Here is a 20,822-nt window from a genome sequence, read left to right on the forward strand (position 1 = left end):
GCAGCCGTTTCGCCGTGTCAGGCCGTGGCCGTCTGCGCCACCGGCCGCATGCGTTCGAGCGCGCTGCCGTCTTCGCGGAACAGATGCACGTGGCGAATGCTGAAGCCCGCGTTGAGGCGCTGGCCTTCCACGGCGTTCGACTCGCCCGAGCCCTTCACCTGGATCACCAGACCGTTGGCCAGACGCAGATGCAGCAGCGTCTCGCCGCCGAGATGCTCGATCACCATGACCTCGCCGGTCAGGCCGCTGTCGATGTCGCCGCCGCATGACTCGATGAAATGCTCCGGCCGGATGCCGAGCGTCAGTGTCTCGCCGGCCTTGAGCGCGCCGGCGGCGAAGGGAAGCGTGAGTGCCTCGCCGCCCGGCAGCTCGATGGTGACGCCCAGTTGGTCCGCGCGCATGACGCGCACGTCCATGAAGTTCATCTTCGGAGAGCCGATGAAGCCGGCGACGAAGCGGTTATGCGGCGTGCGATACAACTCGAGCGGCGAACCGATCTGCTCCACGCGCCCGTGATTCAGCACGACGATGCGATCAGCCATCGTCATGGCTTCGGTTTGATCGTGCGTGACGTAGATCATCGTTGCGTTTAGTTGCTTGTGCAACTTGATGAGCTCGAGGCGCATCTGCACGCGCAGTGCGGCATCGAGATTCGAGAGCGGTTCGTCGAACAGGAAGACCTTCGGCTCGCGCACGATGGAACGGCCGATGGCCACACGCTGGCGCTGTCCGCCCGACAACGCGCGCGGACGCCGTTCGAGCAACTGGCCGATCTGCAGGATCTCCGCCGCGCGCTGCACGCGTTCCTTGATCTGCGCTTCGGGCAGCTTCAGCATGCGCAGCCCGAATGCGATGTTCTCGTACACCGACATGTGCGGATAGAGCGCATACGACTGGAACACCATGGCAACGCCGCGCTGCGACGGTTCGAGTTCGGTGACGTCTTCGCCGCCTATCAGGACTTGCCCGGAGTCGCAGCGTTCGAGTCCGGCGATGGTGCGCAGCAAGGTGGACTTGCCGCAACCCGAAGGGCCGACGAAGACCATGAACTCCCGGTCCGTGACTTCGATCTCCACGCCCTTCAGCACGTCCACGCCGCCGAAGGTCTTGCGGATCTGCTGCAAATGAACTGCGCTCATGCGTTGTCTCCAGTGTGCTGCTGCGGCAGCGCAGCATCGGATGCATCGGCGATTTTTGTTCTTGACAACCTGTTCGGGCCAAAATATACAATTGTAAAAGCGAAATTACAAGTGAAACGGAGCGTATGATCCGAAGCGCGCAGGATGCTGCGTGACAGGCTCGTTGTACGCTCGTTGCACGTCTGGGAGCGCAGCAAAGAAGCACGAACGAACTGAACCCGACCGCATATCCGCTCGATAAAAACCAAGGAGACAGGCATGAAGAAGCGCTTCATCCCGGCCAGGCAACTCGGCCCGATCAAACACATCGCGGCAGTGGCGCTACTGGCGGCAAGCGCTGCGTTCGCGGCATCGAATGCGCAAGCCTGGACCTTGAAGGAAGCCGCGCAGCCTTACGCGGGCACCACGATCAAGGCCATCTTCCTGGACCGCCCCGGCTACAAGGCCGCGCAACAGCTCATTCCGCAGTTCGAGAAAGAGACGGGCATCAAGGTGCGCTGGGAAGTCATTCCCTACGAGAACACGCGCGAGAAGGAAGTGCTGAACTTCGTCGGTGGCGGGGATCAGGACATCGTGCTGGTGGACGTGGTGTGGATCGGCGAATTTGCGAGCAACAAGTGGCTCGTGCCCATCAAGAAGTTCACCGACGACCCGAAGCTCGCAGACCCGAATCTGAACCTGAAGGGCTTCTTTCCCATCCTGCTCGATTCGTTCGGGTCGTGGGACAAGGTCACCTACGGCCTGCCGTTCGATAACTACTCGGGCCTGATGTTCTACAACAAATGCATGTTGAAGGACGCGGGTTTCGACGCGCCGCCCAAGACCTGGGACGAACTCCTCAACGTCTATGCGCCGAAGCTCACGAAGGGCGACAAGTTCGCCTTCGCGCTGCAATCGCGGCGCGGCGAAACGCAGTCGGCGGACAGCTTCATGCGCGTGCTGTGGCCCAACGGCGGCTCGCTGCTCGATGCGAAATTCAAGTCGAACCTGATGTCGCCGCAATCGCAGGCGGGCCTTGAATACCGGCAGAAGCTGATGAAGTACATGCCGCCGGGCATCGTCGACTTCGATCACGCCGAAGCGGTGAACGCGCTTGCGCAAGGGCAGGTCGCGATGATCACCGAATGGTCCGCGTTCTATCCCACGCTGACCGATCCGAGCAAGTCGAAGCTCGGCAACTGTCTCGCCATTACCACCGAGCCAAAGGGCCCGGCGGGTCTGAAGCCCGCGCTCGGCGGCTTCTCGCTCGCGGTGAACGCGAAGTCGAACGCGAAGAAGCAGGCGGCATCCTGGCTCTTCATCCAGTGGATCACGTCGGAAGCCATGGCGAAGCCGTATCTCGACGCGGGCGGTGTGCCGGCGCGCATGGCGGTGTACGAAGACAAGGCCGTGCAGGACAAGTATCCGTTCGTCAAGCCGATGGTCGAGTCGTGGCAGGGCGGCGTGCCTGATTACCGGCCGCGTTTCCCGGAATGGCCGGCGGTGTCGGAAGTGATCGGCGAATGGGGCAGCAAGATGATGCTGGGTCAGGTGACGGTGAAGGAGGGCGCAGAGACCATCGGTCAGAAGACCGAGGACATCCTCAAGAAAGCGGGCTATTACGACGGCAAGAAGCCCTTGCTGAAGTAACCCGTTCACAGGAACCGGAGGCGATCGAATGGCATCACCCGCACTGCACGCGAGAGGACCGCGCAAGCCCGCGCGCTATTTCGGCATCCTGCCGCGTTCGCCCGCCTTCTGGTTCCTGATTCCCGCCATCGCCGCGCTGGCGATCATCGGCATCTATCCGCTGCTGCTCGCGCTTTACAACTCGTTTCATCAGTACAAGCTCGCAGACCTGAGCTCGGGCACACCCTTCATCGGCGTCGACAACTACATCGCCACGCTCACCGATCCGTCCTTCTGGGGCGCGCTCGGGCGCACCGCGCTGTTCCTGTGCGTGACCTTGCCGATCGAAGTCGCGCTCGGGCTGTTCGCGGCGCTCATGCTGCATCGGACCGAACTGCCGTGGATGCGCGCGGCAGCCCGCGTGAGCCTCGTGATTCCGATGGCAACCACCTATGCCGTGGTCGGGCTGATCGGGCGGCTGATCTTCAATCGCCAGTTCGGCGTGGCGAACTACCTGACGGGTCTGATCGGCATTCCGCCGCAGGACTGGCTCGCCGATCCGACGCTCGCCTTCGTCTCCGTGATGATCATGGATATCTGGCAATGGACGCCGTTCTGCGCGCTGATCCTGCTCGCGGGACTCTCGATGGTGCCGAAGGAAGCGGAAGAGGCGGCGCGTCTGGAGACGCCGAAGTGGAGCATGATCCTGTGGCATCTGCAGCGGCCGTATCTGCTGCCGGGTCTCACGGCCATCCTGATCCTCCGCTCCGCCGACATGCTCAAGATGTTCGACGCCGTCTTCACGATGACGCGCGGCGGACCGGGCGCAGCGACCGAGTTCATCAGCGTGTATATCCAGCGCGTGGGCTTCCGTCTGTTCGATCAAGGCATGGCGTCCGCGCAGGCCATCATCCTGCTGATCCTGACCATCGTGCTGTCGCGTCTTTACATTCGTTTCGTGTATCGGGAGGCAGCGTGAGTTCATCTGGCCCGCAGGCGTCGAACGGCGCCCTGTCGTCACGCGCAAAACGTGCCCGCGCCGCGCGCCGGCGCGTCACCGTATGGCATTTCCTCGGCCTTCTGGTGGTGTTTCTCTCGTCGGTCTTTCCGTTCTACTGGATGGTCACGACGAGCCTGAAAAGCCAGGCCGATGCGCTCGCCTACCCGCCGAAGTGGCTCTTCTCGCCCACCTTGCATCACTACTCGGCGGCGCTGTTCGAACACGATGTCGCGGGCAGCCTGCTGAACTCGCTGATCATCGCGAGCAGCACCACCGTGCTCGCGATCCTGCTCGGCGCGCCTGCTGCCTATGCGCTGGCGCGCTATGAATTTCGCGGCAAGGAAGACCTGTGGTTCTGGTTCATCTCGAACCGCATGGTGAGTCCCGTGGTGCTCGCCGTGCCGTTCTTCCTGATCGCGACGAAGCTCGAACTCGTCGATACCCATATCGTGCTGATCCTGCTTTACCTGACGTTCTCGTTGCCGATCGTCGTCTGGATCTGCACCGACCAGTTCCGCAACATCCCGATTGAACTCGATGAAGCCGCACGTCTCGACGGCGCGTCACCCTGGCGCGTGTTCTGGCGCATCAACCTGCCGCTCGCGATGCCGGGCATCGTCGTCTCGGCGATCTTCGCGTTCATCTTCTCGTGGAACGATCTGCTGTATGCGCTCGTGCTGACGCGCAGCGACGCCATCACGTCGCCGGTGGCGGCAACGAGCTACATGAGCGGCTACGAATTGCCGTGGGGCGAGATCATGGCGACCGGCACGCTGATCGTCCTGCCGATGGTGGTGTTCGCGCTGGCCGTGTCCGGCCGGCTGGTGCAAGGGCTCACGATGGGCGCGGTCAAATAGAATCACGGCGACCATCACTGAACACTGGAGCAACATGAGCAAGAGCGCACCGACCATCGCCGTGGCGGAAACGGACGAGGCCATCGACTCCGAAGAGGAGTTGCAGGCGCGCGTCGCGTGGCACTACTACGTCGGCAACCTGACGCAGCAGGAGATTGCGCAGCGCATCGGCAGCAACCGCGTGCGCGTGAACCGGCTGCTGGCCGCGAGCCGCGAATCGGGTCTCGTGCAGATCACGATCAACAGCAAGATCGCGCCGTGTGTCGCGCTCGAAGAGGCGCTCGCCAAGCGCTTCGGACTGGAGTGCGCGGTCGTCGTGCCGACCGGCGCCGACACCGAAGCCAACAACGCGGCGCTCGGCATCGGCGCGGCGAACTACTTCTCCCGGCAGATCAGCGCGGGGCAGACCATCGGGCTCGGTTGGGGCCGCACCATTCGCGCAGTGCTGCGCGCCATGCCGCAGCGCTCCTATGGCGCGATTTCGGCGGTGTCGCTGCAAGGCGGGCTATCGCATTGCCCGAGCATCAATACCTTCGACATCGTCTCTGACTTCGCCAACATCTGCCGCGCGGACAGTTATCTGTTTGCCGCGCCGATCTACGTGAGCAGCCAGAAGGCACGCGACGTGATCCTGCAGGAAGAGACCGTGCGCGAAACCTATGAACTCGCGCGCAATGCCAGCCTCGCGTTGCTCACTGCAGGCGACTTGACCGAGTCGCTGGTCGTGACCTACGGCATCGACAACCCCGAGCAACTGCGCACGCTGCAGAAGGCCGGTGCGGTCGGCGACATGCTCGGACACTTCATGGATGAAGACGGCGAGCTGATCGATCATCCGCTGAACCGGCGCACCGTCGCCATTACGCTGGAAGACCTGCGCAAGATCCGCCGCGTGGTGCTCGTGAGCGGCGGCAAGAAGAAGTTTCATGTGACGCGCGCGGCGTTGCGCGGACGCTATCCGTCCGTGCTCGTAACCGATGAAGAAACCGCGCAGCGCTTGTGCGAGACGCCTTGATACGGAAACCATGAACCCGACCATCGACAGGAATCGCGAGTTTGCCGGCAAGACCGTGCTCGTCACGGGCGCGGGCAAAGGCATTGGTCATGCGACCGTGCATCTGCTGACGGAGCGCGGCGCGCGCGTGATCGCGCTGAGCCGCAGCCCCGCCGATCTCGATGCGTTGCGTGATGAAACCGGCTGCGAAACCATCGCCGTGGATCTCGCCGATGCCAATGCCACGCGTGAGGCCGCGCGCAACGCGCAGCCCGTGGACCTGCTGGTCAACAACGCGGGTCTCGCGGTGCTGCAGCCGTTCCTCGAAACGAGCGTCGAAGCCTTCGACCTGACGATGAACGTCAACCTCCGGGCCGCGATGATCGTCGCACAGGAATGCGCGAAAAACATGATCGAGCGCGGCGTGGGCGGGTCGATCGTCAATGTGTCGAGCCTATCGGCGAACGTGGGCTTTGCGTTGCATGCCGCGTATTGCGCATCGAAGGGCGGCATGGACGCGCTGACCCGCGTGATGGCCACCGAACTCGGACCGCACGGCATTCGCGTGAACGCGGTGCTTCCCACGGTCACGATGACGCCGATGGGCGAACGCGCGTGGAGCGATCCCGCCAAGTCCGGCCCGATGCTCGCGCGCATCCCGATGAATCGCTTCGTGCAGCCGCTCGAAGTGGCGCGCACGATCGCTTATCTGCTCGGCGAAGACTCGAGCATGGTGAGCGGCGTGAGCCTGCTTGTCGATGGCGGATTCCAGGCCTGCTGATCCCGCTTGTTCAACATCAAAGGAAAGATGATGGAAGCACTGGTTCTCGAGGAAGCAAGGCGCATCAGTCTGCGTCCGTTCAGCCTGCCGCAAGTGGTGGGGCCGCGCGATGTGCGCATCAAGATTCATACCGTGGGCATTTGCGGCAGCGACATTCATTACTACCAGCACGGGCGCATTGGCCCGTTCGTCGTCAACGAGCCGATGGTGCTCGGACATGAGGCTTCAGGGACGATCGTCGAAGTGGGCGAAGAGGTCACGCATCTCAAAGCCGGCGACCGTGTGTGCATGGAGCCGGGCGTGCCGGACATGGAATCGCGTGCCTCGCGCGAGGGGCTGTATAACCTCGACCCGAAAGTGCGCTTCTGGGCTACGCCGCCGGTGCATGGCTGTCTCGCGCCTTATGTCGTGCATTCTGCGGCCTTCACCTACAAGCTGCCGGACAACGTGAGCTTCGCGGAGGGCGCGATCGTCGAACCGCTCTCGATCGGACTGCAAGCCGCGAAGAAGGCCGCGATCAAGCCGGGCGACGTCGCCGTGGTGCTCGGCGCGGGCACGATCGGCATGATGTGCGCGCTGGCCGCGCTCGCGGGCGGGTGCAGCCGCGCGATCGTCTGCGATCTGGTGCAGGAGAAGCTCGACTTGATCGGCGGCGTGCAGGGCGTGACGCCGGTGAATATTCGCGAACGCCGCGCGCTCGACGTGGTGAAGGAACTGACCGATGGCTGGGGCGCCAACATCGTGTTCGAGGCGAGCGGCAACGAGAAGGCCTTCGACGGCATCGTGGACATGCTGTGTCCGGGCGGCTGTCTCGTGCTGGTCGGCATGCCGCAGCATGCCATTCCGCTCGATGTGGTCGCGGTGCAGATCAAGGAAGCGCGGATCGAATCGGTGTTCCGCTACGCCAACATCTTTCCGCGCGCCATTCAGCTGATTGCATCCGGCAAGCTCGATGTCAAGCCGTTCATCTCACGCACGTTCCCGTTTGCAGAAGGCATCAAGGCATTCGAGGAAGCGGCGAGCGGCGTGCCCACTGACGTGAAGGTGCAGATCGTTCTGGAAGGGTAAGCCGCGGGGCGCTCGGGTCAGAACAGCGCCTCGGCGACGTGCCACAGCACGCCGGACGGATCGAACACGAAGCCGACCTTCATTCCCCAGCTCTGCACCGCGGGCGGACGCGCGGGATTGACTGGAAAGCTTCCGCTCAGCGCGGCAGGGTTCGTGTCGCGCCACCAGGCATCGAGATCGCGCACGAGCATCTGCAACATGAAGTTCTCGGCCAGTTCTTTCACATAGAAGTTCTGCAGGATGAAGCTGAAGCCTTCGGACTTCAGCATCGCAATGTTCTCGTCCTGATGCGTGATGCGAAAACCCAGAGCTTCGTAGAAGCGCTTGGACATTTCGAAGTCTTTAGCGGGAACGAAAGGGCGCAGCGAAAGAAGTTGGCTCATTCGGAAGGTCGGCGAAGTTAAAACGGCAGTGTACCGTGCGCGTAACTCGGTACTATCATGTAACGGTCACGTGGATCATCGCCGAGGCCGATTGTGAAACGCAAGGATCTGCTCTACATACTTGTTCTGTCGATTCTTCTGTTTTTTGCGCCGGCCTTCTGCATAGCCTTTATCGCATGCGGATTCGCGGACTTTCAGCGCAGCCGTCAATTCAATCTCCCGAGCTGGCGCCGCTACTTTCTCGGCAACGGTCTGCTCACGTGGGTACTGTCGCCATTCAATCTTCTGGTGGATCTGATGTGCACGCGCAATCGCGGCATCTACGCGCTTGCGGATTTACCCGAAGGGCATCAGGAAGAAATTCGCCACGTCATTGGCGCGTTCCGGAAAAACCTGCCCTATGTTCAGGCGCATCTTGCCGCGCAGATGCCTGACAAGCGCCGGGGCATGTGCTTCGCGCGCTGGTATGGCGTGCCGGTGGAAAGCTCGATCGACTTGCCTGAATTCAGCCGCAGCTTCAAGTATGTGCAGACCATCGGCATTTCCGTGTTCAATGAGCGGCAAAGCACCTCGGTCCATTACGGGCCTTTGCGGCTCACGTTACGTTGCCTGTATAACCTGAATCCGGTGCAGGACGAGAACGTTTATATCCATGTGGCGGGGCATCGGCACTACTGGCATGACGAGCCGCTCTTCATCTTCGACGATACCCTCGTGCATCAATCCATTAATGATTCGGACCGTCTGCGCTATTGCATCTTTCTCGACGTGCTGCGGCCCACGCACTTCGGCCGTGTGCTGCATGCGCTCGTGACGGGCGTGCGCCTGAGCGTGATGTCGGTGCGGCGCGTGTTCTATGCCAACTGGGAGATGATTCGCTGAGTCATGCATCACAGCGATACGCCGAGCAGCTTGCCCAGTCCATAAGTGCAGCCCGCGGCCACGAGTCCGATCAGGACTTGCCTTGCTGCTGAAAAAAGCGCGCTGCGTCCATTGAACAGTGAGGTAAAGACGCCTATGCCCGCCAGGCCCAACGCGCTCAAAGCCATACACTGCGCAATGCCGTTCACGCCGCTCGACCAGAGAAAGGGCACCGCGGGAAACATCGCGCCGATGGCAAACAACGCAAACGACGCCAGCGCGGCCGTCCACGGATTGCCGCCGAGTTCGTGTGGATCGAGACCCAGCTCTTCGCGTGTGAGGGTATCGAGCGCCTTGTCCTTGTCGAGCATGATCTGTGCGGCGACGCGGCGCGCTTCCGCCGGCGCGATACCCTTCGCCTGATAGATGAGTGCGAGTTCGTGGCGCTCGGCGTCGGGCATGTGATCGAGTTCGTCTTTCTCTTTCGCGATCTGCGTGCGCGCCAGTTCGCGTGCGTTGGTGACGGACAGCCATTCGCCGAGCGCCATCGACGCCGCGCCCGCGATCAGGCCGGCAAACGCAGTGAGCAGGACGGACCTGCTACCGGCGCCGGCGCCCGCGACGCCCATGATGAGACAGAAGTTCGATACGAGGCCGTCGTTCGCGCCGAGCACGGCAGCGCGCAAGTTGTTGCCGGAGGCCACGCCGCGATGCCATGTTTCGGCGGCCGCAATCGCGTTGCCTTTGTCGAGTCCCTTGTTGCGGCTCACCACGTCCTGCACGATGTCCGCGTGATGGCGTTCTTCCATCGACATCTGCGCGGCATCGGGTTGTCCGGCGTACTTGTCGCGATCGGCCATCTCGTTCGCCGCGACCGAGCGGAGCACGAAGTCAGGTCCGAATACGCTGGCAAGCGTGCGCATGATGCGCGTCTTGAGGCTCAGACGATGCTCGCGAATGGGCACGCCATTCGCCTTGAGTTTCGCCGCCCAGATACTGGCGTGACGGCGTTCGGCGTCGGCCAGTTCGGCATAGACGCGTCGTTTGTCTTCTTGCGGTTCGGCTCGCGCCAGTGTGTCGTAGAGCGCGGCGCTGTCGAGTTCATCGGCGAGATTGGCCGTGAAACGCCTGAGTTCAGCATGCGAGGCCATGACATCACCCTGGATGGTTCGTCTAGGTCTTCTCAGGGTAATGACGAAGCCGGTCAAGGTTGCCAATAGCCCCACAAGCCACGATAAGTGCGAATGTATTCGCGTCTCATCAAACTGCTTGGGAACTCATTTGAGCATCCACATCCACCACGATCTTTCCCTGCGCCGCACCGCTCATCAAGGCTTCATAGGCCGCTTCCGCGTCGTGCAGACCGAAGCGGCGCGGGTCCACGCGCGGCACGAGCTTGCCCGCTTCAACGAGTCGCGCGGCGACACGCAGCATCTCGCCATGATGAGCGCGATGCTCTCCCGTCAATAGCGGATACAACGTGAAGACGCCCGAATAGCTTGCTTCACGGAAGGAGAGCGGAGCCAGCGCATGATTGCCCCATCCCAGTGCGCTGACGACATGGCCGAAGTGACGGACCGCCGCGAACGATGCATCGAGCGAGGCGCCGCCGGCCGTGTCCACCACGACGTCGAAGCCGGCGCCTTGCGTATGTTCGGCGACGTAGTGCTCGACGCTCACCGTCTTGTAGTCGATCGGCGTGGCGCCGAGGCGCTCGATATAGCTGTGATCCTTCCGACTGGCCGTGGCAAACACCTGTGCGCCCAGTGCTTGGGCAAGTTGCACGGCGACGTGTCCCACGCCGCCCGCGCCGCCCTGGACCAGCACGGTCTGTCCGGCCTGCACGCGCGCACGGTCCACGATGCCCGCATGAGCGGTGATGAAGGCGAGCGGCAGGGCGGCCGCATCGTGCAAGGAGAGATTCGCGGGCTTGTGGGCGAGCAACGTGGCATCGACGGCAGCATATTGCGCGAGCGAACCCTGTATGCCGCCGACGCCGCCGGTCATTCCATATACGGCATCGCCGGGTTTGAAGGCATCGACGCCGGGTCCGACGGCTTCGACGATGCCCGCCATGTCGATGCCCAGCACGAGCGGCAGCGGATGCCGCGCATGCTCTGCGACGCCGGCGCGAATCTTGGTATCGAGCGGATTGAGGCCGCTTGCGGCAATGCGCACGAGTACCTTCCCCGGGCCGGGTTCGGGACGAAGCATGTCGACGAGTTCGAGCGGACCGTCGTGCCGGGTCAGAACGAGTGCTTGCATGGTGGACATCGCGGGCTCCTTGAGAGGTTGAACGCTGGTTTCGTTGCGCTCATACTCCGCCATGCAGGCAAGCATGTAAATCCACAGATTCGCACGGCGATCATACAAAAATGAATGGACCCGATCTCGACTGGAGCGACGTGCGCGTATTCCTCGCCATCGCACGAAGCGGCACGCTCGGCGCCGCGGCGCGCGCGACGGGCCAGACGCAGCCCACCATGGGCCGCCGCCTGCGCGCGTTGGAGGAAACCCTTGGTCATGTACTGTTCCAGCGCACCAGCGACGGCTTCGTGCTGACCGACGAAGGCGCAGCCGTGCTGTCCCACGCCGAACGCATGGAAGAAGAGGCGCTGAGCTTCACGCGCGCGCTGGCCGGACAGGAAGCGTCGCTGACCGGCTTGCTGCGCGTCTCGTCGTCGGACTGGTTCGGGGTTCATGTGCTGACGCCGGTATTCGCGCGCTTTCTCGCCAAACATCCGGATGTACAGATCGAACTCGTGACGGATGCGCGCCGCTATAACCTTGCGCGTCGCGAGGCGGATCTCGTGTTCCGCATCACGCCCTTTGAGGAGCCTGATGTGGTGCAGCGCAAGCTCATGCATATCGATTACGCACTTTATGGGCGCCGCGATCTCGCGCAGCCTTCCCTGGGCGACGGAACAGGGCAGACGCTCATCAGCATGGACAGCGCCTTCGATTACCTGCCGGATGTGCTGTGGGTCAAACGCGCGTTGCCCAATGCGAGGATCGTTTTCGGCAGCAACAATCGCGATGCCCAGGCGCGGATGTGCGCGTCCGGTGCAGGGTTCGCGGTGCTGCCCTGTCCGCTCAGCGATGTCGATGCCCGCCTGAAGCGCTTCGACTTGGGCGAGACACCGCCGGGCCGCGACGTATGGATGGGTTATCACCGCGACCTCAAGCGCGTTGCGCGATTGCGCGCGCTGCTTGAGGAAACGCTGTCTGCTTTAAGCAAATCTTAGTGGTCGCATGTTATCGGCGCGGACTAATTTGCACTGCAACTAACCCTCTTTTTTGCTTGAAGCCTTTGAATTTGTTCAAAGCCAACGCTTACACAAGCCTTAAAGGAATATCGAAGAGAATAGGGCTGCGGAGATTAAGGCAAGTCGTTAACGCTCAAGAGCAGTGCGTGCGTGCCGCCTGTTGAGCTTGTTTTAAAAAGCGAGGCTACAATCCGCTAGCTCTTTCTGCTCGCTTTCACGCCGGCTGTCTCCCCGCAGCCGGCCATTTGCGCTATCCGCCATATCTACTCTTAAGCCGGAGCCGCTCATGACCACGCTTGATATCAACGGCCAGACTCATACGGTCGATGCCCCGCCCGACATGCCCGTGTTATGGGTCTTGCGCGATCTCGTCGGCCTCACCGGCACCAAGTTCGGCTGCGGCATTGCGCAATGCGGCGCCTGCACGGTTCATCTCGACGGCGTGGCCGTCCGTTCCTGTGTGTTGCCGGTTGCGGCAGTCGGCGAGCGCAAGATCACGACGATCGAAGCAGTCGGCGACACGCCCGCAGGCAAGAAGGTGCAGGCGGCCTGGCGCAAGCTCGATGTCGTGCAATGCGGCTACTGTCAGTCCGGGCAGGTGATGTCCGCCACAGCCCTGCTCGCGACCGTACCCGATCCCGGCGACTCCGACATCGACGCCGCCATGGCCGGCAACATCTGCCGCTGCGGCACCTATCACCGCATCCGCGCCGCCATCAAGCAGGCAGCGAAGGAGGCGTGACATGTCGCAAGGACTGATTGAAGCGGGACGCCATGCGGCTCGTGCGGGCTTCTCGCGCCGCGCATTCCTCAAGTGGGGCGTGACGGCGGGCGCGGCCGCGGGCGGTGGATTGCTGGTCGGCTTCAGCCTGCCTGCCGCGAGCCAGGATCAAGGCAAGGGCAAGTCGGTGATCGGCGGCGATGGCGTCGAGACGCCGCAGGACGGCGTGTTCGCGCCGAATGCCTTCGTGCAGATCGACAAGAGCGGCAAGGTCGTGCTCATCATGCCGAAGGTCGAGATGGGACAGGGCGTCTATACGTCGCTTCCGATGCTGATCGCGGAAGAACTCGAAGTGCCGCTCGACCAGGTCACGATCGATCACGCACCGCCGAATGAAAAGCTCTTCACTGACCCGCTGTTGGGCGGTCAGCTGACGGGCGGTTCAACGTCCATACGCTATGCCTGGGAACCTATGCGCAAAGCCGGCGCGGCTGCGCGCATGATGCTCGTCGCGGCGGCCGCGCAGCAGTGGCAATGCGATGCCGCGTCGTGTCAGGCGCAAGGCGGCAAGGTGGTCCATGCATCGGGCGAGCGCAGCGCGAGCTATGGCGATCTCGCCGAAGCCGCGGCGAAGATGCCCGTGCCCACGGACATCAAGCTCAAGGATCCGAAAGACTTCAAGATCATCGGCACGCCGGTGAAGCGGCTCGACTCGCCGGAGAAAGTGGACGGCACCGCGATGTTCGGCCTCGACGTGCGCTTGCCCGACATGGTGTACGCCGCCATCGTCAACTGCCCGGTCTTCGGCGGCACGGTCGTGTCCTTCGACGACAGCGCCGCGAAGAAAGTGCCGGGCGTGCGCCAGGTCGTCAAGTTCGACAACGGCGTCGCGGTCATCGGCGATCACACGTGGGCCGCGAAGCGCGGTGCGGCTGCGCTGAAGATCGAGTGGAACGAGGGCGCGGGCGCGAAGCTGTCCACGCGGCAACTCGTCGACGACATGGCGCAGGCCTCGCAGCGCACTGGCGCCGTCGCGCGCAAGGAGGGCGATGCCGGCAATGCATTGTCGGGTGCGAAGACGCGCGTGGATGCCGTGTACGTCCAGCCCTTGCTTGCACATGCAACCATGGAGCCGATCAACTGCACCGTGCATGTGCGCCCGGACGGCTGCGACATCTGGCTCGGCACGCAGGTGCCCACGCGCGTTCGCGATGCCGGCATGCAGGCCACCGGCTTGCCCGCCGACAAGATCGTCGTGCACAACCATCTGCTCGGCGGCGGCTTCGGCAGACGGCTCGAATTCGACATGGCGACGCAGGCGCTCAAGATCGGCAAGGCGCTGGGCGTGCCCGTCAAGGTGACCTGGTCGCGCGAGGAAGACATCCAGCACGACATGTATCGTCCGTGCTACTACGACCAGCTCTCCGCCGGACTCGATGCCAACGGCAAGCCGGTCGCGTGGACGCATCGCATCGTCGGGTCGTCGGTGCTGGCGCGCTTTGCGCCGCCTGCCGTGAAGAACGGCGTCGATCCGGACGCTGTGGAAGTCGCGGCCGATCTTCCCTACGACCTGCCGAATCAACTGATCGATTACGTGCGGCTCGAACCGCACGATGTCCCTACTGCGTTCTGGCGCGGCGTGGGCCCGACGCGCGGCACCTTCGTGGTAGAGAGTTTCATCGACGAACTCGCGGCGCAGGCCAAGGCCGATCCGGTCCAGTACCGGCGCGATCTGCTGAGCAAGTCGCCGCGCGCGCGCAACGTGCTCGATGTCGCGACGCAGGCGGCCGGCTGGGGACAACATGCGTTGCCGCAAGGTCAGGGACGCGGCGTCTCGGTGATGCACGCGTTCGGCAGCTTCTTTTCGATCGTCGCCGATGTGAGCGTCGACAAGGAAGGCGAGGTCAAGGTGGACCGCATCGTGTGCGCGGTGGATTGCGGCATGGCCGTGAACCCGAACACCATCGAAGCGCAGGTGCAGGGCGGCATCATCTTCGGCATCACGGCGGCGCTCTATAGCGAGATCACCATCAAGGACGGCCGGGTCGAGCAAAGCAATTTCACCGACTATCGCATCTTGCGCATTCATGAAACGCCGCCGGTGGAAGTGCATATCGTCAAGAGCACCGAAGCGCCTGGCGGTATCGGCGAACCCGGCACGGCCGCGCTCGCGCCGGCCATCACCAACGCGATCTACGCGGCAACCGGCAAGCGGCTGAGGCAGTTACCGGTCGGCAGCCAGTTGCGCAGCGCCTGAGGGAGCCCGTCCATGAAGAACGCATTCAAGCCTCTGTTCGCGGCGTTGACTGCGGCAGGCATGGCCTTCTGCCTGTCGCCCTCCGCTGCCACCGCCGCCACTGCCGCCGATACCGCGAACGACGCGCTCGTCGCACGCGGCGCCTATCTCGCGAAAGCCGGCGACTGCGTCGCGTGTCACTCGATTCCAAGCGGCAAGCCGCTGACGGGCGGTCTGAAGATGATGACGCCTGTCGGCGCAATCTATTCGACCAACATCACGCCGGACCCTGAAACCGGGATCGGCCGTTACACGGAAGAGGACTTTGCGCGCGCCTTGCGCAAGGGCGTGGCGAAGGACGGTCATAACCTTTATCCGGCGATGCCTTATCCGTCGTACGCGAAGATCAATGACGACGACATGCATGCGCTCTATGCGTACTTCATGCATGGCGTCACGCCGGTTAAGCAGGCGAATCGGGAAGCAGACATCAAGTGGCCGATGAACATGCGCTGGCCGCTGAAGTTATGGAACATGGTGTTCCTCGAGAACGGCGTGTATCAGAGCAAGCAGGGCAAGGATGTCGCGTGGAATCGCGGCGCTTACCTGATCCAGGGGCTGGGACATTGCGGCTCGTGTCATACGCCGCGCGGCATCGCGTTCCAGGAAAAGGCCCTCGATGAAAGCGGCAGCGCGTTCCTGACGGGCAGCCTGCTCGATAACTGGTTCGCTTCGAACCTGAGCGGCGAACACAATACGGGCCTCGGACGCTGGTCGGAGCAGGATGTCGCGACCTTTCTGAAGACCGGCGCGAATGCCCATGCTTCGGCATTCGGCTCGATGACGAGCGTCATCAACAACAGCACGCAGCATCTGAACGATGCTGACATCACCGCCATGGCGCAGTACCTGAAATCCTTGCCGGCATCGGGCGGCACGGGCGCGCCGGCGTATTCGTATGATCCCAAGGCGACGCGCGTTTCGCTCACGCGGCCCGCGGCTTCGGACTCGGGAGCACGCGTTTATACGGCGTACTGCATGCACTGCCACGGCGTGGACGGACGCGGCTTCGCGCCGATGCTGGCGCCGCTCGCGGGCAATCCGAATGTGCTGGAAAAGGATGCGTCGTCGCTGATCAACGTCACGCTCAACGGCACGGAAGATATCGTGCTTCAAGGCGTGCCCGCGCCTTATCCGATGCCGCGCTATGCACCGGTCCTGAATGACCGGCAGATCGCCGACGTGCTGACCTTCATTCGCGGGGCGTGGAATAACAATAACAATGCACCCGCGATAGCGCCGGAAGACGTGGCCAAGATGCGCAAGGCAACCCAGGCGGCGCGCTAGACGGAGGCATGGCGCGCGCTTGAACGGTTTGCCTCACGAAGCAAAGTCGATGACGTCGAGGTGAATGGAACTGGCCGGATGAGCAAGAAACTTCCGGTGTACGCGCGCGCTGATGCGTTCATAACCGTCGCTCAAGGCTTTCAGCAGACGCTCGTCGCTTGCGCCGACGGGTGCCCAGAAACATTGCTCCAGCGCCTTGCGGGTGATGTTGCACTGAATGGCCTGCTCGCGGGAAAACGCAACGAAACTGACGGACGCACGGTCCGCAGAGATGTTTGCATGGATCGGGGGCTTGCTTGTCATGATCCGACAGGAGTGTCCAGGGCGCCGGTTTTATTGTGTCAGAAATCGATGCATGCGCGCACTCCGGATCGAAAGCGAAACCTGTCTGGATGCCTGACGTTCCTTACTTCATTCAAGTGAAGAATTCCGCCTTGAGGCCGCTTGGCGGCGAACGTCCGTTCGTCCAAGCGATTTGGCTTGAGATGCTTTGGCTTGCGAACGCTTGAGCGTGTCGCTCTTGGGCAAGCGCTGGCGTTCGCGAACATGTATTTCAGGAAAAATGGAAACAAAATACGGTCCATGTGTACTACTCTAGGAACGATAATCCGAAGCGGCAGTGTCGCCCGGTTCATTGGGCGAATTCACTAGCGCGACAATCCGGCTCGGCAAGCGGAACGTGTCTCGCATTCCCGTCATCACATCGGCAACGTTCACCGGGTCGCTGTTGCGGTGCGCGTCGTCGCGAACAGGAGCGGAACATGAAGAGTCCATCGATGATGGATCCCTGGAGCCGTACCCTGGCCATGCTCGACAAATCGGGCCGGCTGTCCGAGGCAGCCGACAATCCCACGTCCCTGACGCGAGCGCTGGTGCGCAAGGTGCCGGTCAGAGGCAGCTTTGCGCCGGACAACGAGACTGGCCGAGTGAACATCCGCGTGCTCGAACGCCTCAGCGCTTCAACCCTTGCGCTGTCCTGGCACGATCCCACCTCCTTCAACTATTCCGAGCAGGTCTGGTCGCTCTGCACGGCGCGCAAGCGCGGCACGTGCGCATTGAGTGGACAGGCGATCCGGCGCGGTCAGCCCGTGTACCGGCCAAGACGGGTCGGCAGGTCGATACCCCTCAACAGCGGCGCGATGATCCTCGCCCGGGCAGTCATGGTCACGCCGCTCGAGCAGGAAGAAGAGGCGCTCGCCGTCGAATGACGAAAAAGACCCCAGGGCAGGCGCGCATCCCAACTATCGAGAATATGTCGCATCAGGATTGCGCGTCCTGTTCATTCGTCTGACGGGCAACTCAGAAATCGGGCGCGTCATAAAGACCGGGTGAAGTAAGAACAGGCTGACTCTGTGCATCGTCAGAGCGCGATAAAGGTAATCTTTTGAGCATGAGCGCTTCGCTACGGCGTGCGCCGGATAAGATTTCCTGCGACACAAGCTCACAGGATTGCAAGGTTATGCCGAAGTTATGGCGAGGCCCAAACAAACCATGGGCTTGTTGGCTTGAGCCGGTCACGCTAAGGCTCAAGATATCGCTTCAACTCTCGCTCTAGTGTCGTTCCAAGGCCGCTTCATGTTTCAGGAGGAACAATGGCTACTCTGGCGCAGCTGGAAAACCAGATTCAGGAATTGCAGCGTCGCGCGGATGCCATGCGCGAGGAAAAGTCACTGGAAGCTATCGCCAGTATCCGCGCGCTCATGCAAGAGTACGGGTTGACCATGTCGGATCTGGTCAAGGCGGGATTGGGGAAGATGCGCGGCCGTCCCGCCGGTTCGCGGAATGCGTCAGCCAGGAACGGTCGAGGGCAGGCAACCAAGCTGCCGCCGAAGTATCGCGATCCCAAATCGGGCGCCACGTGGAGCGGTCATGCGCGCGCGCCGGCGTGGATCAAGGATGCGCCGGATCGCAGTGTCTATCTGATCGATGATGCGGCGGACAAGCCTGCTTCGAATCGGGCTGCATCGGCTTCGCGCGCGGCCGGCGCAAAGCGCGCGCGCAAGACCGGAGCGAAGAAGGCGCCCAAGCTGTCTGACCGTGCAGAGCCCAGTACCGGTCAAAGGGCCGCGCAGCGCGCCGCCGCGTGATTTAGTCAAGCACGCCGGTCAAGCAACGGGCTGCGTCGGGTAGAGCAGTCGCTTGCACGTTCATACGCAAGCCCAAGCCGAAGTACGTCGAGATCCTTCTGCACCGGTCCCATGATCTGCAAGCCCGCCGGCAAACCGTCTGCATTGAAGCCGGCAGGCGCGCTGAGTGCGGGAAGCGCAGCCATCGTGGCGGGAACCACGGTCTCCATCCAGCGGTGGTACGAGTCCATCTCACGCCCGGCAATGACATGAGGCCAGTCGAGTGACGCATTGAACGGAAAGACCTGGGCCGAAGGCATCACCAGGAAGTCGAAGCGTTCGAATAGCGTATTGATCGCCTGATACCATGCGGACCGCTCGCGCACCGCGCGCGAAATGTCTTCGCTTGTCAGCTTCAAGCCGCGTTCTATCTCCCATACCGCCTCGGGCTTGAGCAGCGCACGTTTGGCGGGGTCGCGCCAGAGCGGGCCGTTGGTCCCTGAAAAGGTCAGGCTGCGCAGATCGATCCAGGCACGCCAGAGACGTTCCGCATCGAAGTCCACGCGCACGTCTTCCACCACACAGCCGATGGTTTCGAAGTGGCGCAAGGCCGCTTCGCAAGTGGCCATCAAGCCCGGCTCGGTCGGCAAGTGTCCGTTCAGGTCCCCAAGCCAGCCGATGCGCTTGCCCCGCAGGTCGCACTCCAGCGCGTGGGCGAAGTCCGCCGGTTGTTCGCTTCTGCGTGAAAGCGGCGCGCGGCTGTCGAAGCCGGCTTGCACGGATAACAACAAACCAAGGTCCGGTATCGAACGCGCCATCGGGCCCGCCACGCTGAACTGCTGGAAGAACACGTCATCGCTCGGCGCATAGGGCACGCATCCGGGCGTCGTGCGAAAGCCGAATACATTGTTGAATGCGGCCGGCGTGCGCAGCGATCCCATCATGTCCGATCCATCCGCGCAGGGCAGCATGCCCAACGCCACGGCAACAGCCGCACCGCCGCTGCTGCCGCCGGCGGAGCGCGTCGGGTCGAAGGCATTGCGCGTGGTGCCATACACCGGGTTATAGGTATGGCCGCCCAGGCCGAATTCCGGCGAATTCGTACGGCCCACGAAGAGCGCGCCGCCCTGGCGCATGCGCTCGAAGATCACCGCATCGGTCTGGCTGACTTCTCCGGCATAGATAGGCGAACCCTTGGTCGTGACCATGCCGGCAACGGGCAGGATATCTTTCGGCGCCTGGGGAAAGCCATGCAGCGGCCCGAGGCTCTTGCCCGCGGCCAGTTGCGTGTCACGTTCGCGGGCTTGCTCGAGCAGGGCGTCCCGGTCCTGCAAGGCCACGATGGCATTGACCACCGGATTGAGCCGGTCGATCTGCGCGAGATGAGCCTGCATGACCTCGACGCATGAAACCGCGCGTGAATGAATCGCGCGGGACAGCGCGACGGCGCCGAGGGACACGATATCGTCGCTCGGCGGAAGATCGGGAGTGGCGTCGGATGCGGTCATGGTCTCGTTGAAGATAAGCCGTGGGTTCAATGATGAAACTGCGGAAGCACGCTGGTTGCGAGTTCTTCGATGATGTCGCGCGCAGGCCGCCGCTCTGACGTCACGTTGAGCGTGACATGGTGCGTGCCGTTGTCGCGCATCCGTTGCAGGATGTCGATCAGCGCGCGGTGCCCGGTGCGATAACCCAGCGCGAGCTCGTGCGCCGGTTCGGCGGGATCGTCGGCGAGGTCGAGGCGCATCGCGACGCCGAAGGCCCGAAACGCGCCGCCCGCCGCGCGCTCCACGGCCGCACGCCACATGCTGTAGCGGCCGCGCTGTGCTTGCGGTTCGCGGTGATAGGTCATCCAGCCGATCGAATGGCGCGCGATCCAGTCCACGCTCTGGCCGCCCGAGCCCACGGCAAGCAACGGAATGGGCGCGGCCTGGCGGGGCAGCAAAGTGAACTCGGGCGCAGCGTCGCTTGCGTGATCGGGAATGACGGTCGAAGGCGTTGCAACGGCCGCTGAAAGCGTGTCCCAATGCCGTCGATACAACTCGCGCCGCTCCTCCGGATCGCGGCCGAATGCGGCATATTCCGGCGGCCGGTCGCCTGAGCCCACGCCAAGCACGAAGCGTCCGCGCGACAGATCATTGACCGAGAACGCCGCCTTGGCGATATGCAACGGATGCCGCAGCGTCAGCACGATCGCGCCGCTGATCAGCGCGGCGCGCTGTGTGTTCGATGCAAGCGCGCCCAACAGCACCCAGGGGTCGAGGTGTCCGACGGGGTCCGGGTAATCGGCGCTGTTGAGCGGCACGTCGCGCACCCAGAGCGCACGAAAACCCAGCTGATCCGCCAGCCGCGCGAGCTCGATCTGCTCGTTGAAGTCGACCACGCTCTGATGGTCGCCGGTGATCGGCAAGGTCAGGCCGATGGAAAGCGCATTGGGAGCGAACACGTGGTTCGCGATGGAGGACATGACACGAAGGGCATCGGAATGGATTCGC

The 20,822-nt window shown here is 62.9% G+C and carries 20 protein-coding genes; 13 read left to right on the top strand and 7 right to left on the bottom strand.

Annotated elements, in window-relative coordinates:
* Positions 1–17: 17 nt before the first annotated feature.
* The gene (locus QCE83_RS21415) at positions 18–1,139 is read right to left on the bottom strand and encodes a sn-glycerol-3-phosphate ABC transporter ATP-binding protein UgpC (RefSeq protein WP_309815744.1); all 1,122 of its coding nucleotides are present in this window, start codon (positions 1,137–1,139) and stop codon (positions 18–20) included.
* 258 nt (positions 1,140–1,397) lie between these two features.
* On the opposite strand from QCE83_RS21415, the gene QCE83_RS21420 reads away from it, so the two are divergent.
* From QCE83_RS21420 to QCE83_RS21445, 6 genes are read left to right on the top strand one after another with little or no spacing between them, the layout of a single operon-like run.
* Positions 1,398–2,768, top strand: coding sequence for a sugar ABC transporter substrate-binding protein (locus QCE83_RS21420; RefSeq protein WP_309815747.1), 1,371 nt, complete (start codon positions 1,398–1,400; stop codon positions 2,766–2,768).
* Positions 2,769–2,796: 28 nt separating this feature from the next.
* Positions 2,797–3,726, top strand: coding sequence for a sugar ABC transporter permease (locus tag QCE83_RS21425; RefSeq protein WP_309815749.1), 930 nt, complete (start codon positions 2,797–2,799; stop codon positions 3,724–3,726).
* The gene (locus QCE83_RS21430) at positions 3,723–4,604 is read left to right on the top strand and encodes a carbohydrate ABC transporter permease (protein ID WP_309815752.1); all 882 of its coding nucleotides are present in this window, start codon (positions 3,723–3,725) and stop codon (positions 4,602–4,604) included. Before QCE83_RS21425 ends, QCE83_RS21430 begins: the two co-directional genes overlap by 4 nt.
* A gap of 34 nt (positions 4,605–4,638) precedes the next feature.
* Positions 4,639–5,619 carry a sugar-binding transcriptional regulator gene (locus QCE83_RS21435; protein WP_309815754.1) on the top strand — a complete coding sequence of 327 codons (981 nt, stop codon included), beginning with the start codon at positions 4,639–4,641 and terminating at the stop codon, positions 5,617–5,619.
* Between the two features lie 10 nt (positions 5,620–5,629).
* Complete coding sequence (locus tag QCE83_RS21440; RefSeq protein ID WP_309815757.1) at positions 5,630–6,379, top strand: SDR family oxidoreductase; 750 nt, start codon at positions 5,630–5,632, stop codon at positions 6,377–6,379.
* Positions 6,380–6,409: 30 nt separating this feature from the next.
* Entirely contained in the window at positions 6,410–7,447 is a 1,038-nt protein-coding gene (locus QCE83_RS21445; protein WP_309815761.1) for an NAD(P)-dependent alcohol dehydrogenase, read from the top strand.
* Between the two features lie 17 nt (positions 7,448–7,464).
* On the opposite strand, the gene QCE83_RS21450 is transcribed toward QCE83_RS21445, so the two are convergent.
* On the bottom strand, positions 7,465–7,830 hold the full coding sequence (locus QCE83_RS21450) for a VOC family protein (protein ID WP_404985270.1): 366 nt from the start codon (positions 7,828–7,830) through the stop codon (positions 7,465–7,467).
* Between the two features lie 93 nt (positions 7,831–7,923).
* Between QCE83_RS21450 and QCE83_RS21455 the strand changes: the two genes are divergently transcribed.
* Positions 7,924–8,712: an aspartyl/asparaginyl beta-hydroxylase domain-containing protein gene (locus QCE83_RS21455; protein WP_309815763.1), complete on the top strand. Its 789-nt coding sequence runs from the start codon at positions 7,924–7,926 to the stop codon at positions 8,710–8,712.
* Positions 8,713–8,720: 8 nt separating this feature from the next.
* Here QCE83_RS21455 and QCE83_RS21460 read toward each other — a convergent pair whose 3' ends face one another.
* Both QCE83_RS21460 and QCE83_RS21465 read right to left on the bottom strand, forming a co-directional pair.
* Positions 8,721–9,842, bottom strand: coding sequence for a VIT1/CCC1 family protein (locus tag QCE83_RS21460; protein WP_309815764.1), 1,122 nt, complete (start codon positions 9,840–9,842; stop codon positions 8,721–8,723).
* A 109-nt stretch (positions 9,843–9,951) separates the two neighbouring features.
* Positions 9,952–10,965 (bottom strand): zinc-dependent alcohol dehydrogenase family protein, encoded by a 1,014-nt coding sequence (locus tag QCE83_RS21465; protein WP_309815766.1) that lies wholly within the window; start codon positions 10,963–10,965, stop codon positions 9,952–9,954.
* 101 nt (positions 10,966–11,066) lie between these two features.
* Here QCE83_RS21465 and QCE83_RS21470 point away from each other — a divergent pair, with 101 nt between their 5' ends.
* The 4 genes from QCE83_RS21470 (at position 11,067) to QCE83_RS21485 (ending at position 16,261) form a co-directional block, all read left to right on the top strand.
* Entirely contained in the window at positions 11,067–11,936 is an 870-nt protein-coding gene (locus QCE83_RS21470; protein ID WP_309815768.1) for a LysR family transcriptional regulator, read from the top strand.
* Positions 11,937–12,243: 307 nt separating this feature from the next.
* Positions 12,244–12,699: a 2Fe-2S iron-sulfur cluster-binding protein gene (locus QCE83_RS21475; protein ID WP_309815769.1), complete on the top strand. Its 456-nt coding sequence runs from the start codon at positions 12,244–12,246 to the stop codon at positions 12,697–12,699.
* Position 12,700: 1 nt separating this feature from the next.
* Complete coding sequence (locus tag QCE83_RS21480; protein ID WP_309815773.1) at positions 12,701–14,935, top strand: xanthine dehydrogenase family protein molybdopterin-binding subunit; 2,235 nt, start codon at positions 12,701–12,703, stop codon at positions 14,933–14,935.
* Between the two features lie 12 nt (positions 14,936–14,947).
* Positions 14,948–16,261, top strand: a complete 1,314-nt coding sequence (locus QCE83_RS21485) for a cytochrome c (RefSeq protein WP_309815776.1) — start codon at positions 14,948–14,950, stop codon at positions 16,259–16,261.
* Positions 16,262–16,294: 33 nt separating this feature from the next.
* On the opposite strand, the gene QCE83_RS21490 is transcribed toward QCE83_RS21485, so the two are convergent.
* Positions 16,295–16,564 (bottom strand): DUF1488 family protein, encoded by a 270-nt coding sequence (locus tag QCE83_RS21490; protein WP_309815779.1) that lies wholly within the window; start codon positions 16,562–16,564, stop codon positions 16,295–16,297.
* Between the two features lie 458 nt (positions 16,565–17,022).
* Between QCE83_RS21490 and QCE83_RS21495 the strand changes: the two genes are divergently transcribed.
* Positions 17,023–17,469: a DUF3331 domain-containing protein gene (locus QCE83_RS21495; protein ID WP_309815782.1), complete on the top strand. Its 447-nt coding sequence runs from the start codon at positions 17,023–17,025 to the stop codon at positions 17,467–17,469.
* Between the two features lie 444 nt (positions 17,470–17,913).
* Positions 17,914–18,348 (top strand): H-NS histone family protein, encoded by a 435-nt coding sequence (locus QCE83_RS21500; protein ID WP_404985275.1) that lies wholly within the window; start codon positions 17,914–17,916, stop codon positions 18,346–18,348.
* A 5-nt stretch (positions 18,349–18,353) separates the two neighbouring features.
* On the opposite strand, the gene QCE83_RS21505 is transcribed toward QCE83_RS21500, so the two are convergent.
* Both QCE83_RS21505 and QCE83_RS21510 read right to left on the bottom strand, forming a co-directional pair.
* Positions 18,354–19,835, bottom strand: a complete 1,482-nt coding sequence (locus tag QCE83_RS21505; protein WP_309815788.1) for an amidase — start codon at positions 19,833–19,835, stop codon at positions 18,354–18,356.
* A 26-nt stretch (positions 19,836–19,861) separates the two neighbouring features.
* Positions 19,862–20,794 (bottom strand): LLM class oxidoreductase, encoded by a 933-nt coding sequence (locus tag QCE83_RS21510; RefSeq protein ID WP_309815791.1) that lies wholly within the window; start codon positions 20,792–20,794, stop codon positions 19,862–19,864.
* Between the last annotated feature and the right edge of the window lie 28 nt (positions 20,795–20,822).

It is taken from the genome of Caballeronia sp. LZ034LL (genome assembly GCF_031451215.1).
Classification (GTDB): domain Bacteria; phylum Pseudomonadota; class Gammaproteobacteria; order Burkholderiales; family Burkholderiaceae; genus Caballeronia.